This window comes from Rudaea sp., assembly GCF_057139185.1.
The window spans coordinates 1-15267 of the sequence record NZ_DBNHDN010000011.1 but is presented as its reverse complement, the minus strand read 5'-3'; the positions used below and the strand labels follow the sequence as shown (position 1 = coordinate 15267).

Annotated in this window: 14 protein-coding genes and 1 pseudogene; 8 read left to right on the top strand and 7 right to left on the bottom strand. The window is 64.6% G+C overall.

Features of this window, described 5'->3' with window-relative positions:
* Positions 1 to 5: 5 nt before the first annotated feature.
* From AC16HO_RS03945 to AC16HO_RS03935, 3 genes are all read right to left on the bottom strand, one after another.
* On the bottom strand, positions 6 to 434 hold the full coding sequence (locus tag AC16HO_RS03945; protein ID WP_395642373.1) for a GxxExxY protein: 429 nt from the start codon (positions 432 to 434) through the stop codon (positions 6 to 8).
* A gap of 73 nt (positions 435 to 507) precedes the next feature.
* Positions 508 to 912 carry a VOC family protein gene (locus AC16HO_RS03940; protein ID WP_395642372.1) on the bottom strand — a complete coding sequence of 135 codons (405 nt, stop codon included), beginning with the start codon at positions 910 to 912 and terminating at the stop codon, positions 508 to 510.
* Between the two features lie 2 nt (positions 913 to 914).
* Complete coding sequence (locus AC16HO_RS03935) at positions 915 to 1706, bottom strand: enoyl-CoA hydratase-related protein (RefSeq protein ID WP_395642371.1); 792 nt, start codon at positions 1704 to 1706, stop codon at positions 915 to 917.
* Positions 1707 to 1832: 126 nt separating this feature from the next.
* Between AC16HO_RS03935 and AC16HO_RS03930 the strand changes: the two genes are divergently transcribed.
* Positions 1833 to 3605, top strand: a complete 1773-nt coding sequence (locus AC16HO_RS03930) for a glucan ABC transporter ATP-binding protein/ permease (RefSeq protein ID WP_395642370.1) — start codon at positions 1833 to 1835, stop codon at positions 3603 to 3605.
* Positions 3606 to 3739: 134 nt separating this feature from the next.
* On the top strand, positions 3740 to 4162 hold the full coding sequence (locus tag AC16HO_RS03925; protein WP_395642369.1) for a hypothetical protein: 423 nt from the start codon (positions 3740 to 3742) through the stop codon (positions 4160 to 4162).
* Positions 4163 to 4529: 367 nt separating this feature from the next.
* Here AC16HO_RS03925 and AC16HO_RS03920 read toward each other — a convergent pair whose 3' ends face one another.
* From AC16HO_RS03920 to AC16HO_RS03905, 4 genes are all read right to left on the bottom strand, one after another.
* The gene (locus AC16HO_RS03920; protein WP_395642368.1) at positions 4530 to 6137 is read right to left on the bottom strand and encodes a carboxyl transferase domain-containing protein; all 1608 of its coding nucleotides are present in this window, start codon (positions 6135 to 6137) and stop codon (positions 4530 to 4532) included.
* Positions 6138 to 6264: 127 nt separating this feature from the next.
* Positions 6265 to 6726, bottom strand: coding sequence for a hypothetical protein (locus tag AC16HO_RS03915; protein ID WP_395642367.1), 462 nt, complete (start codon positions 6724 to 6726; stop codon positions 6265 to 6267).
* Positions 6727 to 6810: 84 nt separating this feature from the next.
* Positions 6811 to 7983: a thiolase family protein gene (locus tag AC16HO_RS03910; RefSeq protein ID WP_395642366.1), complete on the bottom strand. Its 1173-nt coding sequence runs from the start codon at positions 7981 to 7983 to the stop codon at positions 6811 to 6813.
* 117 nt (positions 7984 to 8100) lie between these two features.
* Positions 8101 to 9258 (bottom strand): isovaleryl-CoA dehydrogenase, encoded by a 1158-nt coding sequence (locus AC16HO_RS03905; protein ID WP_395642365.1) that lies wholly within the window; start codon positions 9256 to 9258, stop codon positions 8101 to 8103.
* Between the two features lie 136 nt (positions 9259 to 9394).
* On the opposite strand from AC16HO_RS03905, the gene AC16HO_RS03900 reads away from it, so the two are divergent.
* The 6 genes and pseudogenes from AC16HO_RS03900 to AC16HO_RS03875 form a co-directional block, all read left to right on the top strand.
* The gene (locus tag AC16HO_RS03900; protein WP_395642364.1) at positions 9395 to 9997 is read left to right on the top strand and encodes a TetR/AcrR family transcriptional regulator; all 603 of its coding nucleotides are present in this window, start codon (positions 9395 to 9397) and stop codon (positions 9995 to 9997) included.
* Between the two features lie 72 nt (positions 9998 to 10069).
* Positions 10070 to 10948 carry an alpha/beta fold hydrolase gene (locus AC16HO_RS03895; protein ID WP_395642363.1) on the top strand — a complete coding sequence of 293 codons (879 nt, stop codon included), beginning with the start codon at positions 10070 to 10072 and terminating at the stop codon, positions 10946 to 10948.
* Positions 10949 to 11033: 85 nt separating this feature from the next.
* A complete protein-coding gene (locus AC16HO_RS03890; RefSeq protein WP_395642362.1) occupies positions 11034 to 14528 on the top strand; it encodes a methylmalonyl-CoA mutase family protein in 3495 nt (1164 codons plus the stop codon).
* A 14-nt stretch (positions 14529 to 14542) separates the two neighbouring features.
* Positions 14543 to 14779, top strand: coding sequence for a hypothetical protein (locus tag AC16HO_RS03885; RefSeq protein ID WP_395642361.1), 237 nt, complete (start codon positions 14543 to 14545; stop codon positions 14777 to 14779).
* On the top strand, positions 14776 to 14973 hold the full coding sequence (locus tag AC16HO_RS03880; protein WP_395642360.1) for a DUF2283 domain-containing protein: 198 nt from the start codon (positions 14776 to 14778) through the stop codon (positions 14971 to 14973). Before AC16HO_RS03885 ends, AC16HO_RS03880 begins: the two co-directional genes overlap by 4 nt.
* 193 nt (positions 14974 to 15166) lie before the next feature.
* Positions 15167 to 15267: pseudogene (locus AC16HO_RS03875) on the top strand (RidA family protein); the annotation flags it as partial.

Sequence of the window (15267 nt, the reverse complement as noted above, 5' to 3'; positions counted from 1 at the left end):
GATTTTTAACGCAGATCAGAGCGGATAGATGCGGATAAGAGCGGGTTTTTGGGGTTGAATACCCGGCGCTTTACTTGAGCTTCGGGGCCGAAGATAAGCAACAAGCCTATGCGAAGGCCGGTAGTCTTCAGGTAGTTCAAAAGCTGTGCTTCATGCGCCTCGTTCAACTTCGAGACTACTTTCAATTCGATCAACAATCGTCTTTCCACAACGAGATCAGCTCGAAATTCGCCAACAATTTGGCCTCGAAACGTAACGGACAGAGGCGTTTGCTGCGCAACGTGGAGCCCATCTTCTCGTAACGCAAAGGCCAAAGCGTTTTCGTAGACACTTTCGACGAACCCAGGTTGAAGCTCGTTATAAACAGAGTAGAACACGCCGATGACACGTTCGGTCAACTCCGCATCGATCCAGCCATTTCCATCCAAGATCATGCGGGGCTTCGTTGAGTCAATTGGAACCAATCCGCCCTTATCCGCTTCGATCAGATCTTATCTGCGTTAAAAATCACTCCGGCAGATGGCAGCAAGCTTCGATGTTGTGGCCGTCGGGATCGAGCACGAACGCGCCGTAGTAGTTTGCGTGGTAGTGCGGGCGCAGGCCTGGCGCCCCGTTGTCGATGCCGCCCGCGGCGAGGGCCGCGGCGTGGAAGGCATCGACCGTGGCCCGATTCGGCGCGGCGAAGGCGACGTGCAGCTTGCCGCGCAGCGCGCCGTCGCCGTTGCCGATCCAGAAATACGGCTTGCCGTCGTGGCCGTAGCCGGCGTGCGCGTGGCCGCCGGTCATCTCGGCCGTGACTTCCATGACCAGGCCGATGCCGAGCGGCGCGAGCGCTCGCGCGTAGAACGCCTTGCTTCGTGCGATGTCGGACACGGTGAAGCCGATGTGATCGAACTTGTCGTTGGCGGCCATCGTCAGGGCTCCTTGATCCAGGGCGGCGGTTGCTTGTCGAGGAACGCGCTCAACCCGGCCTGGCCTTCCGCGCCGACGCGCAGGCGCGCGATCAATGCCGCGTTTTCGGTATCGGTCGCCGCGGCGCGCGCCTTCGTCATGCCGCTCATGGCGAGTGCGAGCTGCTTGGCTTCACGCTGTGCCAGCGGCGCACCCTTGGCCAGAAGGTCCAGTTCGCGCGCAATCGTTTCGTCGAGATTGTCCGCCGCCACGACACGGTGCACGAGGTCGATGCGCAGCGCTTCGTGCGCGTCGATGATTTCGGCACTGACGAACAGGCGCCGCGCCTGACGCGGGCCGATCGCGGCGATGACGTACGGCGAGATCACTGCCGGCACGAGGCCGAGCTTGACTTCGCTGAGCGCGAACTTTGCCGTATCCGCCGCGATCGCGATGTCGCAGCAGGCGACCAAACCGACACCGCCGCCGATCGCGGCGCCATTGACGCGCGCGATCGTCGGTTTCGGGAAGAAATTCAGCGTGCGCATCAGCGCGGCGAGTCGTTCGGAATCGGCCTGGTTGTCGGCTTCGCTCGCCGCCGCCATGCGCTTCATCCAGTTGGCATCCGCGCCGGCCGAGAACGAGGGGCCGTTGCCGGTGAGCACCAAAGCGCGCACTCCGGCATCGCGTGCGAGCCTGCCGAGTTCCGCGCCGAGCTCGCCGATGAGCGCATCGTCGAAGGCATTGTGCGCAGGACGATCCAGAGTCAGCCGGGCAACGCGGCCCTGAATGGAGACCTGAAGCGGGGCAGGCATGTTTGCAACCTCGCAGTCTGGGGACGCACATCATAACGGTTCGCAGGCGTGGCCGGGATGCCGCCCGCGGCACAAATCGGTAAGCTAGCCGCCAGCGGGCGTCCCCGCCTGTAGTCGCGAATACCCATGTCGATACTGAAAATCTATCTGCGCGTGCTCGCGCTGCTCGCGCCGGAAAAATGGCTGGCGATCGCATTGGCGATTGCCAACCTTGCCCTGGCCGGCGTGTTCTTCCTCGAGCCCTGGCTGTTCGGCCGCGTCGTCGATGCGCTGACCGCGCAGGGTCACAACGACGCGTGGCGCTACATCGGCTGGTGGGCCGGGGTTGGCTTTGCCGGCGTCGTTGCCAGCGTGCTCGTCTCGCTGTATGCCGACCGCCTCGCCCATCGTCGCCGCCTCGCGGTCATCACCCAGTTCTTCGAGCACTCGATCGCGCTGCCGCTGTCGTTTCATGGCCAGCACCATACCGGGCGCCTGTTGCGCATCATGCATTCGGGTTCGAGCAACCTGTTCCAGATCTGGCTGAACTTCTTCCGCGATCACCTGACCACGCTGCTGTCGATCTTCGTCATGATCCCGCTTGCGATCAAGATGAACTGGAAGCTCGCTTTGTTGATGATCGGCCTGATGACGAGCTTCGCCGTGTTCAATGCGATCGCGGTGCGGCGCACGCACAAGGCGCAGGGCGAGGTCGAGGAGTTGCACCACGAGATTTCCGAGCGCGTCGGCGACGTGTTCGGCAACGTCATGGTCGTGCAGAGTTTCTCGCGCATCTCCGCCGAGGTCGCCGAGATCAGAAGCATGGTGCGCAAGGTGCTGACCGCGCAATATCCCGTGCTGCGCGGCTGGGCCTGGCTGTCGGTGGCGAACCGCGCGATGTCGACGATCACGATCGTGGCCATGTTCGCGCTCGGCGCGCAGTTGAACGGCAAGGGCGAGGTCACGGTCGGCGCGATCGTCACTTTCGTCGGCTTTTCGATGCAGCTGATCGGCCGCCTCGAGCAGTTCGCCGGCTTCATTTCCAGCCTGTTCTTCCAGACCCACTCGCTGCGCGATTTCTTCGCCGTGCTCGACACCCAGGAGGTGCTGCACGAAAAGCCGGGCGCGCCCGACCTGCCGCCGAACGTGCGTGGCGAAGTCGAGTTCCACGATGTCTCGTTCGGCTATGAAGTCTCGCATCCCGCGCTCAAGCATCTGAATTTCAAGGTGCCCGCGGGCGCGACCGCCGCGATCGTCGGCCCCACCGGCGCCGGCAAGACCACGGCGCTGAGCCTGCTCTATCGCGCCTACGACCCGAGCGGCGGTCGCATCACGATCGACGGCATCGACATCCGCGAGGTCAGCCTGCATTCGCTGCGCGAGCACATTGCCGTCGTGTTCCAGGATCCGGGCCTGTTCTACCGTTCGATTGCCGACAACCTGCGCATCGGCAAGCCCGATGCGACCGAGGCGGAAATCGAAGCGGCGGCGATCGCGGCCGAGGCGCATCATTTCGTCATCGTCAAGCCCGATGGCTATGCAACGCTCGTCGCCGAGCGCGGTCGCTCACTGTCTGGTGGCGAGCGCCAGCGCCTGTCGATCGCGCGCGCGATGCTCAAGGATTCGCCGGTCCTCATCCTCGACGAGGCCACCAGCGCGCTCGACAACGCCACCGAAGCGCGCATTCAGCGTGCGCTCGGCGCGCTGACCAAGGACCGCACCACGTTCGTGATCGCCCATCGCCTGTCGACCGTGCGCAACGCCGACGTGATCCTCGTGCTCAAGGATGGGCAGTTGGTCGAGAAGGGAAAATACGACGAACTCGTGCGCCTCGGCGGCCTGTTCGCCGAACTCGACCGCGGCGGCAAGTTCGTGCCCGACGCGGCCGTCGAGGAGGCGGACATCGAGTTGACCGGCTGACGGCCGCGGCATAGCACCAACGTACGCTGGTCGACGCGAGCGGCGGGCGGCATGATCGACCACCGATGCGCCCGTGCATGAAACCCGTGCCGGGCGTGGTAACGTATTTGCCTATCCTCACATCCGGTGTCGACATGCCGAATCGTCTCGCCCTGCTTGCGTCCTGCGTCCTGCTGTGCGTTCCGCTGGTCACTCGCGCGGAAAAGGCCGCCGACGGCACGCTGGAAGCGCGCGTGAAAGCGCTGGAGCAGCGTGTAGCCGAGCTCGAGGCCAGACTCGAGGCGAGGCCGGCACAGGCGCCGGCGGTAACCGTCGTGCCGCACGCCGTGCAGCCCGGCGCACCCGCACCGCCGCCGGTGTGGGGAAGTCCGGAAAAATGGGCGCAGATAAAGCAGGGAATGGGTTGGAGCCAGGTCAAGGACGTGCTCGGTCCTGCGGGCAAGAAAATCACCGGCGTGTTCGGCGATGTCTGGTACTACCCCGACGAGAGCGGCGGCCGCATCGTTTTCGACCGTGATGGCCGCGTTGCCGAGTTCAACGCGCCCCTGGCGCGTTGAAGAATGAAGCATGCTTACACGATCCGTCGATAATCCGCTGATGAAAAGATCGAACCACGCATGACGGGGCTTTCAACGGCCGGAGGGCTGGTCATCCAGTGACTTGGCTTTGACTGCTCGCGAGCGAGGGAGCAAAGGTGCTGGATGACTCGCTTCGCTCGCCCCTTCGGAGCCAGCCTTCGGCTGTTCTGCGCGCTTCGCGCTGGTCCCGCCTTCGCGGGAATGACGAGCTGAGGATCGACGCCAATCAGGTCTGCTTTTGGCAACCGATCGTATAAGCATGGAATGAAGAGTCAGGGGCGTCGCACGCGTCGCCGGTACACGCAAAGCCGGTGACAGCCAACGCGCCTTCGGCGCGCCGCGGACGTCACATGCGGAACACGCCGAAGCGTTGCTTCTCGATCGGGGAGTTGAGGCTTGCGGAGATCGCGAGGCCGAGCACGCGGCGGGTATCCGCGGGGTCGATCACGCCGTCGTCCCAGAGGCGTGCGCTGGCATAGTACGGATGGCCCTGGCGCTCGTACTGTTCGCGGATCGGCGCCTTGAACGCGTCTTCGTCTTCTTTCGCCCATGATTTGCCGCCGGCTTCGATGCCGTCGCGGCGCACGGTGGCGAGCACGGAGGCGGCCTGTTCGCCGCCCATCACGCTGATGCGCGCGTTCGGCCACATCCACAGGAACCTCGGCTGGTAGCCGCGGCCGCACATGGCGTAGTTGCCGGCGCCGAAGCTGCCGCCGGTGATGATGGTGAACTTCGGCACGTGCGAGCAGGCGACCGCGGTGACCATCTTCGCGCCGTCCTTGGCGATGCCGGCCTGTTCGTACTTCTTGCCGACCATGAAGCCGGTGATGTTCTGCAGGAACACGAGCGGGATGTTGCGCTGGTTGCACAACTCGATGAAGTGCGCGCCCTTGAGCGCGGATTCGGGGAACAAAATGCCGTTGTTGGCGACGATGCCGACAGGATAGCCGTATATATGGCCAAATCCGCAGACCAGGGTCTTGCCGTAGCGTGCCTTGAACTCGTGGAACTCCGAGCCGTCGACGATGCGCGCGATGATCTCGCGGATATCGAACGGCTTGCGCGTATCGGCCGGCACGCAGCCGTAGATTTCCTCAGCGGGGTATTTCGGCTCGGCAGGTTCCTTGATCGCGACCGGCAGCTTCTTCGTCCGGTTGAGGTTCGCCACGATGTCACGCGCAATCGCGAGCGCGTGCTGGTCGTTCTCGGCGAAGTGGTCGGCGACGCCCGAAATCGAGGTGTGCACGTCGGCGCCGCCGAGCGACTCGGCGTCGACGACTTCGCCGGTCGCGGCCTTCACCAGCGGCGGGCCACCGAGGAAGATCGTGCCCTGTTCCTTGACGATGATGGTTTCATCGCTCATCGCCGGCACGTAGGCGCCGCCCGCGGTGCACGAACCCATGACGACGGCGATCTGCGGGATGTTGAGCGCGCTCAAGCGCGCCTGGTTGTAGAAGATGCGGCCGAAGTGCTCCTTGTCCGGAAAGACTTCGTCCTGCATCGGCAGGAACGCGCCGCCCGAGTCGACGAGGTAGACGCAGGGCAGGCGGTTCTCCAGCGCGATTTCCTGCGCGCGCAGATGCTTCTTCACCGTCATCGGGAAATACGTGCCGCCCTTGACCGTCGCATCGTTGGCGACGACAACGACGTCGCTGCCGTGCACGCGGCCGATGCCGGTGATGACGCCCGCGCACGGCGCTGCGCCCTCGTACATGCCATGCGCGGCGAGCGGCGAGAGTTCGAGAAACGGCGAACCGGGATCGAGCAGCGCGCGGATGCGTTCGCGCGCGAGCAGCTTGCCGCGCTCGGTGTGCTTGGCGCGCGCCTTCTCGCCGCCACCCTGCGCGACCCGCGCGAGCTGCGTTTTCAGGTCATCGACGAGGCCGCGCAACTGCGTCGCGTTGCTCCGGAATTCGTCGCTACGCGGGTCGATCTGCGATTCGATGGCGGGCACGTAATTCTCCGCCGTCATCCCGGTGAAAGCGGAAATGACGTTCTATCAGGTGTCGGCAGGATGGCTGCCAGCTTGAACAAGACCGGCCGCACTGTGGCGGCCGGCGTCGCGTAGATGCAATCGAAAGTCAGTGTTTTTCGACTTTCTCCTTCACCGCATCTTTGGCCTTGACCGCGGCGTCCTTCACGTCACCGGCCACGGCCTTTGCGCCTTCGGCGACTTCATGCGCGCCGGCCTTGGTCGCATCGACAGCCTTGCCGGCAGCATCCTTGGTCGCACTTGCGGCATCGGAGGCGAGTTGCTTGCCGTCCTGGACCACGCCGCCAGCGGTCGCGCTGGCCGTGCTGGCGGCATTGTTGACGGCCTCGCCCGTCGCGGCCGCGGCGTCGCCGACTTTTTGCGCAGCGGCGTCGGCGGCAGCCTTCGCATCGGCGGCGGCCTTGTCGGCGGCAGCCTTTGCGTCGGCGGCGGCCTTGTCGGCGGCGGCCTTGGCCTGCGCCGCAGCTTGCTCCGCCTTTTGTTTCGAGTCGTCGCAGGCGGTCAGCGTAACGGCAAGCGCCAGGACGGCAATGATGGCTTTGATCTTCATGTTCCCTCTCCACATGGTTGGTTGGAACCGCAACGAAACAAACGACTGCCGCAGGCCGCGGCAGTCGTGCACGTCTCCCCTAGCTTAAACCAGTTCGACCGCAATTGCGGTCGCTTCGCCGCCACCGATGCACAGTGCGGCGACGCCCTTCCTGCCGCCGCGCTTGCGCAGCGCGTTGAGCAGGGTGACGACGAGGCGCGCTCCCGAGGCGCCGATCGGGTGGCCGAGAGCGCAGGCGCCGCCGTTGACGTTGAGCTTTTCGTGCGGCACACCGAGGTCCTTCATCGGCGCCATTGCGACGACTGCGAAAGCCTCGTTGACTTCGAACAGGTCGACGTCGCCGACTTTCCAGCCCGCCTTGTCAAGCACCTTCTGCATCGCGCCGACCGGCGCGGTGGTGAACCATTCCGGCTCATGCGCATTGGTCGCGTGCGCGACGATGCGCGCGATCGGCTTCACGCCGCGCTTTTTCGCTTCGTCGGCACTCATCAGCACGGTCGCGGCGGCGCCGTCGGAGATGCTCGACGAACTCGCCGCGGTCACCGTGCCGTCTTTCGCGAACGCGCCCTTGAGCGTCGGGATTTTCGTCACGTCGGACTTGCCCGGCTGCTCGTCGACGGCGAACTCGACCTCGCCCTTCTTCGTCGCGACCTTGACCGGCACGATTTCGTCCTTGAACGCGCCCGACTTGATCGCTTCCTGCGCGCGCTTGACCGACTCGATCGTGTACGCATCCTGCGCCTCGCGCGTGAAGCCGTACTTGGCCGCGGTCGCCTCGGCGAACACGCCCATCGACTTGCCGTCGTACGGATTCGTCAATCCATCCCAGGCCATGTGGTCAACGAGCTTGGCGTCGCCGTAGCGCAGGCCGGTGCGCGCGGCGACCATGTGCGGCGCGTTGGTCATCGACTCCATGCCGCCGGCGACGACGACGCTGGCCGAGCCGGCCTTGATCAGGTCGTTGGCGAGCATGATCGCCTTCATGCCCGAGCCGCAGACCTTGTTGATCGTGGTGCAACCGGCCGATTTCGGCAGGCCCGCGGCGAGCGCCGCCTGGCGCGCCGGCGCCTGGCCGAGGTTGGCCGGCAGCACGCAGCCCATGATGACTTCGGAAACGTCGGCCGCCGGCACCCCGGATTCGTCGAGTGCGGCCTTGATCGCCGTCGCGCCCAGCGTTGGCGTCGGCACGCCGGTGAACTGGCCGAGCATGGAACCGATGGCGGTGCGCTTGGCGCCTACGATGACGACGTCTGACATGGCGATTTCCTCGTTTGTGAAAAAAGGGGAGGTGGTTGGCTCGATTATCGGCTCATTGTCGCGGTGCGGCAATCGGACGTTCCGCCCAGCCGCTGCAATGGCGGCGGAAGCGCAGAATCAACTCTTGCCGTGGAACAGCTCGCGCCCGATCAGCATGCGCCGGATCTCGTTGGTGCCCGCGCCGATCTCGTAGAGCTTGGCGTCGCGCAGGATGCGTCCGGTCGGGTATTCGTTGATGTAGCCGTTGCCGCCGAGCGCCTGGATGGCTTCGAGCGCGACCTGCACGGCATTCTGCGAGCAGTGCATCAGGCACGAGGCCGGATCGATGCGCGACTTCACCCCGGCATCGTAGTTCTGCGCGACCAGGTAGGCATAGGCGCGCGAGGACTGCAGCGCCGTATACATGTCCGCGATCTTCGCCTGCATGATGCCGAACGTGCCGATCGGCGCGTTGAACTGCTTGCGTTCGCGCACATAGGGCAGGGCGATGTCGAGCGCGGCCTGCATCAGCCCGATCGGACCACCCGAGAGCACGAGGCGCTCGGTGTCGAGGCCGCTCATCAGCACACGCACGCCTTCGTTGACCTCGCCCACGCGGTTTTCATCGGGGATCTCGCAATTGTCGAACACCAGCTCGCAGGTGTTCGAGCCGCGCATGCCGAGCTTGTCGAGCTTCTGCGCAGTGCTGAAACCCTTCATGCCTTTTTCGACGAGGAACGCGGTCATGCAGCGCGAACCGGCCGGGCGGTGCGCGGTGCGCATGTAGACCAGCAGCACGTCGGCATCGGGGCCGTTGGTTATCCACATCTTCGAGCCGTTGGCGATCCAGTGACCGTTTTTCTGCTCGGCGCGGCAGGTCATCGAGCCGACCACGTCGGAGCCGGCGCCGGGCTCGCTCATCGCCAGTGCGCCGACGAATTCGCCGCTGCACAGCTTGGGCAGATATTTCTTCTTCTGTGCCTCGCTCGCGTTGTGCAGGATGTTGTTGATGCAGAGGTTCGAATGCGCGCCGTAGGACAGGCCGATCGAGCCCGAGGCGCGCGAGATTTCCTCCATCGCGACGAGATGGGCGAGGTAGCCCATGCCCGAACCGCCATAGTCGTGCGGCACGGTGATGCCGAGCAGGCCCATCTCGCCGAGCTTGCGCCAGAGGTCGGACGGGAACACGTTGTCGTGGTCGATCGCGTTGGCGCGCGGTGCGATTTCCTTGTCCGCGAACGCCGCGACGGTGTCGCGCAGCAGGTCGAGCTCTTCTCCGAGCGGGAACGGGCGCATGCTTTACTATCCGGTCGACGTGGAACGCACATGATAGCGCAGCGGCCGCTGCGGCTTGGCAAGGCGCCGCGGCAGCGCGCGTGCGACATCGCCCCTGCTTGTTGAAAAGAACGAACGATCGTGCTATTCTCTGCTCATGGCAATCGCTGCAACCACCGACAAGGGCAGTGCGACGCGCGAGATGATCCTTGATCGCGCCTACGTGCTGGCCTCGCGCAAGGGTCTCGAGGGCCTGTCGATCGGTGAACTCGCCGCGGCGGCGAAGATGTCCAAGAGCGGTGTGTTCGCGCACTTCGGTTCGCGCGAGGAACTGCAGCTCGCCGTGCTCGAATTCGGCGCGCAACGCTTCGGTGAACGCGTGTTCGTGCCGGCACTGCGTGAGAAACGCGGCCTGCCGCGGCTGCGCGCGATTGTCCACGGCTGGTTCGACTGGGTGCGCGAAAACCGTTACGGCTGCTTGCTCATGGGCGCGGTCAACGAATACGACGCACGCCCCGGGCCGCAGCGCGACCGTGTCGTCGCGCTGATGGAACTGTGGCGCAGCGAATGCGCGAAGGCGGTAGCCCTCGCGGTCGACGCGCGTGAGCTGCGCGCCGACACCGACGCACGCCAGTTCGCATTCGAGGTGTTCGGCATTTCCCTTGCCTTGCACCAGGACACGCGCCTGTTCGATCCGAAGCTGGCCCGTACCCAGGCGGAACGCGCATTCGAGCGCCTGATCGCCGCCCATTCCCGCTGAAACCCCCGCAGGTCAATCATGACAACCTCGACTCCGGCAAGAAATAGCACGATCGTTCGTAACATTCTGACCTTGGGCGCGCTGCGCGCCGGCTTTGCGATCGGCGGCGTGATCGCGCCACGGCGCACGGCGCGGCGCGCGGCACGCTTGTTCGCCACGCCGTTCGCGAGCAGCCGCAGCCGCGCGCGTGCGGCGCAACTCGATGCACAGATGCAGCGCCTGTCGCTGCGCAGCGGCGGGCGCACGGTGGCGACCTACGTCTGGGGCGATCCGGCGACGCAGCCGTATGCGCTGCTCGCGCACGGCTGGTCGAGCTTCGGCCTGCGCTTCCAGCCTTGGGTCGCGCACCTGCGCGCGCTCGGCTACGCTGTGGTGACGTTCGACCAGCCCGGCCATGGCAACAGCAGCGGCGAGCTGAGCACGCTGCCCGAATTCGCCGACACGGTGCAGGCCGTAGGCCGCCACTTCGGCGATGCGGCGCTCGCGGTCGCGCACTCGTTCGGCGGCCCGGCCGTGTGCATGGCACTGGATGAAACCTGGCATGCCGACCGTCTCGTGCTGATCGCGCCGCCGGCCGACATGATCGCCGCGGCCGAGCGTTTCTTCCGCTTCATGCATCTCGGCCCCGGCCTGCGCGAGCCGTTCTACGCATGGTGCGAGCAGCGCACCGGCGTGCATCCGCGCGACATGCAGGCGTTCCGGCATCTGCCCGCGCTTGGCCAGCCCGTGCTGATCGTGCACGATCTCGGCGACCGCGAAGTGCCGTGGGCAGAGGGCGAGTGCTACGCGCGCCACTGGCCCGGCGCGCGCATGCTGAGCACGAGCGGGCTCGGCCACAACCGCATCGTCGACGATTCCGAAGTGATCGATGCGGCGCTGCGTTTTGCGCGCGGCGAAACCGTCGGCGAACGCGTGGTGTCCTCGCCCAACCTGCCGTACGGCATCGTTTGATCGCCCCGGCGCAAGTGTGCGTCCGCGGGAGTTTCGCGCGGGCGCAGCGGGTAGAATAGGCGGATCGTCGCGACACGGATCCGCCATGAGCACGACCGCACAGCCCATTCCCACCGCGCGCGCCACGTCGACGGAGGCCGCGCCGCTGCGCTTCGTCACCGCCGCGAGCCTGTTCGATGGCCACGACGCCGCGATCAACATCATGCGTCGCCTGATCCAGGCGCAGGGCGCGGAAGTCATTCATCTGGGCCACAACCGCAGCGTCGAGGACGTGGTGCGCGCGGCGCTGCAGGAAGACGCCGATGCGATTGCGCTGTCGAGCTATCAGGGCGGTCACGTCGAGTACTTCAAGTACATGGTCGACATGCTCAAGCAGCACAACGCCGCGCACATCCGCGTGTTCGGCGGCGGCGGCGGCACGATCACGCCCGAGGAAATCGCCGAGCTGCAGGCTTACGGCGTCGAACGCATCTATCACCCGAACGACGGCATGCACCTGGGCCTGGTGCAGATGATCGAGGACGTGGTCGCGCGCGCGCGCAAGGCCGCGGATGCGCGCCTGGGCGGCGAAGCGAAGGCGCACGCAAGCGTGCAGGCCAAGGTCGCGATCGACGACGAGATCGCCGTCGGCCACGCGCTGACCGCGATCGAGGAAGGCCGCCACGACGAGGCCGAACTCGCGCGCTTGCGCAAGGAATGGCAGCTCGCCGGCGGCAAGACACCCGTGATCGGTATCACCGGCACCGGTGGCGCGGGCAAGTCGAGCGCGGTCGACGAGCTCGTGCTGCGTTTCCTGCACGCGTTTCCGCAGATGCGCATCGCCGTGCTCGCGGTCGATCCGACCCGGCGCCGCTCCGGCGGCGCGCTGCTCGGCGACCGCATCCGCATGAATTCGCTGCGTTCCAGGCGCGTGTTCATGCGCTCGATGGCGACGCGCCGCCAGCACGCAGCGACGAGCGTGATGTTGAAAGACAGCATCGCGTTCTTGAAGGGGCAGGGCTACGATCTCGTCATCGTCGAGACCGCCGGCATCGGCCAGTCCGATTCGGAGATCGTCGATCTCGTCGATTTCCCGATCTACGTGATGACCAGCGACTACGGCGCGGCGAGCCAGCTCGAGAAGATCGACATGCTCGACTTCGCCGAACTCGTCGTGCTCAACAAATACGACAAGCGTGGCGCCGAGGACGCGCTGCGCGACGTGCGCAAGCAGTGGAAGCGCAACCGCGTTGCGTTCCAGATGAAAGACGAGGATGTGCCGGTCTATCCGACCATCGCCAGCCAGTTCAACGATCCGGGCGTGACCTGGATGTTCGTCAACCTGTGCCGGCTGCTGCGCGAGAAACTGCAGGGCATCGCCTCGAAACACTGCGACTTCGATCCGCAACTCGACACCTCGCTCAAAGAACCGCGCGCCACCGTGCTGATTCCCGGCAGCCGCGTGCGCTACCTCGCCGAGATCGCCGAAGGCGGCCGCGGCATCAACGGCCAGATCGTGCGCCAGGCCGGGATCGCCGACCGCGCGCAGGCCTTGTGGACCGCGCTCAAGGAACTCGGCGACCAACATTTGCCGAAGGCGCTCGATTTTTACGACGCGACGCTGCTCGCCCCCGCGCACACGGACGACGGCGGCACGCTCGTCGCCCTGCGCCAGCATTACAACGACGCGGTCAAGCAACTCAGTAGCGACGCGATCAACCTGCTGCGCGAATGGCCGGCGCGGCTCAAATCGATCAGCGACGAACACTACACCTACCTCGTGCGCGGCAAGCCGGTCGACGGCAGCAACTACGTCGAATCGATGTCGCACCAGAAAGTGCCGAAGGTCGCGGCGCCGACCTACAAGAGCTGGGGCGAACTCGTCACCTTCCTGATGAAGGAAAACCTGCCGGGCGCTTACCCGTACACCGGTGGCATCTACCCGTACCGGCGCACCGGCGAAGACCCGCTGCGCATGTTCGCGGGCGAGGGCACGCCCGAGCGCACCAACCGCCGCTTCCACTATCTCTCGCAGGGGCAGAAGGCGACGCGCCTCTCCACCGCGTTCGACTCGGTCACGCTGTACGGCGAAGACCCGCATCGGCGCCCCGACATCTACGGCAAGATCGGCAACTCCGGCGTCAACATTCCCACGCTCGACGACATGAAGAAGCTGTACTCCGGCTTCGACCTGGCCGCGCCGAGCACCTCGGTGTCGATGACGATCAACGGCCCCGCGCCGATCATCCTCGCGATGTTCATGAACACCGCGATCGACCAACAGGTCGAGAAATACCTCAAGGCCGATGCCACGCGCTGGGCCGGGGCGGAAGCCAGGATCAAGGAACTCTACCAAGGCAAAACGCGGCCGACTTACGGCGGCGAACTGCCGGCCGGAAACAATGGCCTCGGTCTCGGCCTGCTCGGCATCACCGGCGACCAGCTCGTCGATGCCGAAACCTACGCGCGCATCAAGGCGGAAACGCTTAGCCAGGTGCGCGGCACCGTGCAGGCCGACATCTTGAAGGAAGACCAGGCGCAGAACACCTGCATCTTCTCGACCGAATTCGCCCTGCGCATGATGGGCGACATCCAGCAGTACTTCGTCGACCACAAGGTGCGCAACTTCTACTCGGTGTCGATCTCGGGCTACCACATCGCCGAGGCCGGCGCGAACCCGATCTCGCAGCTCGCCTTCACCCTGTCGAACGGCTTCACCATCGTCGAATACTACCTTGCGCGCGGCATGCGCATCGACGACTTCGCCCCGAACCTGTCGTTCTTCTTCTCCAACGGCATGGACCCGGAGTACAGCGTCATCGGCCGCGTCGCGCGGCGCATCTGGGCGCGCGCCATGCGCGAGCGCTACGGCGCCAACGAGCGCAGCCAGATGATGAAATACCACATCCAGACCTCCGGCCGCTCGCTGCACGCGCAGGAAATCCAGTTCAACGATATCCGCACCACACTGCAGGCGCTGTACGCGCTGTTCGACAACTGCAACAGCCTGCACACCAACGCCTACGACGAAGCGATCACCACGCCGACCGAAGAATCCGTGCGCCGCGCCGTCGCCATCCAGCTGATCATCAACCGCGAGCTGGGTTTGAATTTCTGCGAGAACCCGTGGCAGGGCAGCTTCATCATCGACAAGCTCACCGACATCGTCGAAGAAGCCGTCTACAAGGAGTTCGAAGCGATCAGCGAACGCGGCGGCGTGCTCGGCGCGATGGACACCATGTACCAGCGCGGGAAGATCCAGGAAGAGTCGTTGTATTACGAGCACAAGAAGCACGACGGCAGTTTGCCGCTGATCGGCGTCAACACCTTCCTGCCCAAGGAACACGGCGGCGACATCACCACCACGATCGAACTGATCCGCTCGACGGAAGAAGAGAAGGGGCAGCAAATCGCCAACATCGAAGCCTATCGCGGCAACCGCAACGGTTTCATGCCGGAAGGGTTGCGTGCGTTGCAGCAGACGGCGCGTGACCGCAAGAATGTATTCGCGCAGTTGATCGAGGCGGTGAAGTACTACTCGCTAGGGCAGATCAGCCATGCGTTGTATGAGGTGGGTGGGGAGTATCGGCGGAATATGTGATCGAGGGTTCAAGGATGAAATTCACGCACTACTTTCTCGCTACACGCATGCGCCCGGATCGTGCGATGATCCACGACGAGTGGATCGAGCGTGCCGTCCAGAGGCCGATCAAGGAAGTCGTTCAGTCCGACGGTCGAATCCGCCGCTGGGTCAGGATCGACGAGGCGGAAGGGCGCCATCTGCGCGTTGTGCTTCTCGAAGATGGCGAAACGATTCACAACGCGTTCTTTGACCGGGACTTCAAGCCATGAAAGTCAAATACTTCGAAGATACCGATACGCTTTACATCGAATTTCGAGCCGATGCGATTGCGCAAACGCGCGATCTCGACGAAAACACATTGCTTGAGCTTGATGCCAACGGTCGCATCTGCGCGATGACGATGGAGCACGCGAGCCGACGCATGGACGCGAAGCATTTTTCGTTTGAGCAGGTTGCTGCGTAGCGTGTGGTCGAATCCAATTTCAGGTTTTTATTGAAAGTCGACTCTGTCCCGGGTTTGGTTTCGGCGTTGGTTGGGAAGTGCATTCGGAACAGTGGATGTTCAGAACTTCGCAAGTCCGAACATACCGCCACGCGCAGGCGGCGGCGACATGAGTCTTCAGAGTAGACTTTTCGCAACCAGTCACAGGAACTTCATGATCCAACGCATTGATCCCGGCCCGCGCATGTCCGAGGCCAGCATCCACAATGGTGTCGTCTATCTGGCCGGGCAGGTGCCGGAGGACGCGAGTCTCGA

Coding starts and splice junctions, on each gene's coding strand:
- AC16HO_RS03900 (WP_395642364.1), top strand. CDS start 9,395: ATGGCAATCGCTGCAACCACCGACAAGGGCAGTGCGACGCGCGAGATG.
- AC16HO_RS03945 (WP_395642373.1), bottom strand. CDS start 434: ATGATCTTGGATGGAAATGGCTGGATCGATGCGGAGTTGACCGAACGT.
- AC16HO_RS03940 (WP_395642372.1), bottom strand. CDS start 912: ATGGCCGCCAACGACAAGTTCGATCACATCGGCTTCACCGTGTCCGAC.
- AC16HO_RS03935 (WP_395642371.1), bottom strand. CDS start 1,706: ATGCCTGCCCCGCTTCAGGTCTCCATTCAGGGCCGCGTTGCCCGGCTG.
- AC16HO_RS03890 (WP_395642362.1), top strand. CDS start 11,034: ATGAGCACGACCGCACAGCCCATTCCCACCGCGCGCGCCACGTCGACG.
- AC16HO_RS03905 (WP_395642365.1), bottom strand. CDS start 9,258: ATGCGCCCGTTCCCGCTCGGAGAAGAGCTCGACCTGCTGCGCGACACC.
- AC16HO_RS03880 (WP_395642360.1), top strand. CDS start 14,776: ATGAAAGTCAAATACTTCGAAGATACCGATACGCTTTACATCGAATTT.
- AC16HO_RS03885 (WP_395642361.1), top strand. CDS start 14,543: ATGAAATTCACGCACTACTTTCTCGCTACACGCATGCGCCCGGATCGT.
- AC16HO_RS03910 (WP_395642366.1), bottom strand. CDS start 7,983: ATGTCAGACGTCGTCATCGTAGGCGCCAAGCGCACCGCCATCGGTTCC.
- AC16HO_RS03925 (WP_395642369.1), top strand. CDS start 3,740: ATGCCGAATCGTCTCGCCCTGCTTGCGTCCTGCGTCCTGCTGTGCGTT.
- AC16HO_RS03930 (WP_395642370.1), top strand. CDS start 1,833: ATGTCGATACTGAAAATCTATCTGCGCGTGCTCGCGCTGCTCGCGCCG.
- AC16HO_RS03915 (WP_395642367.1), bottom strand. CDS start 6,726: ATGAAGATCAAAGCCATCATTGCCGTCCTGGCGCTTGCCGTTACGCTG.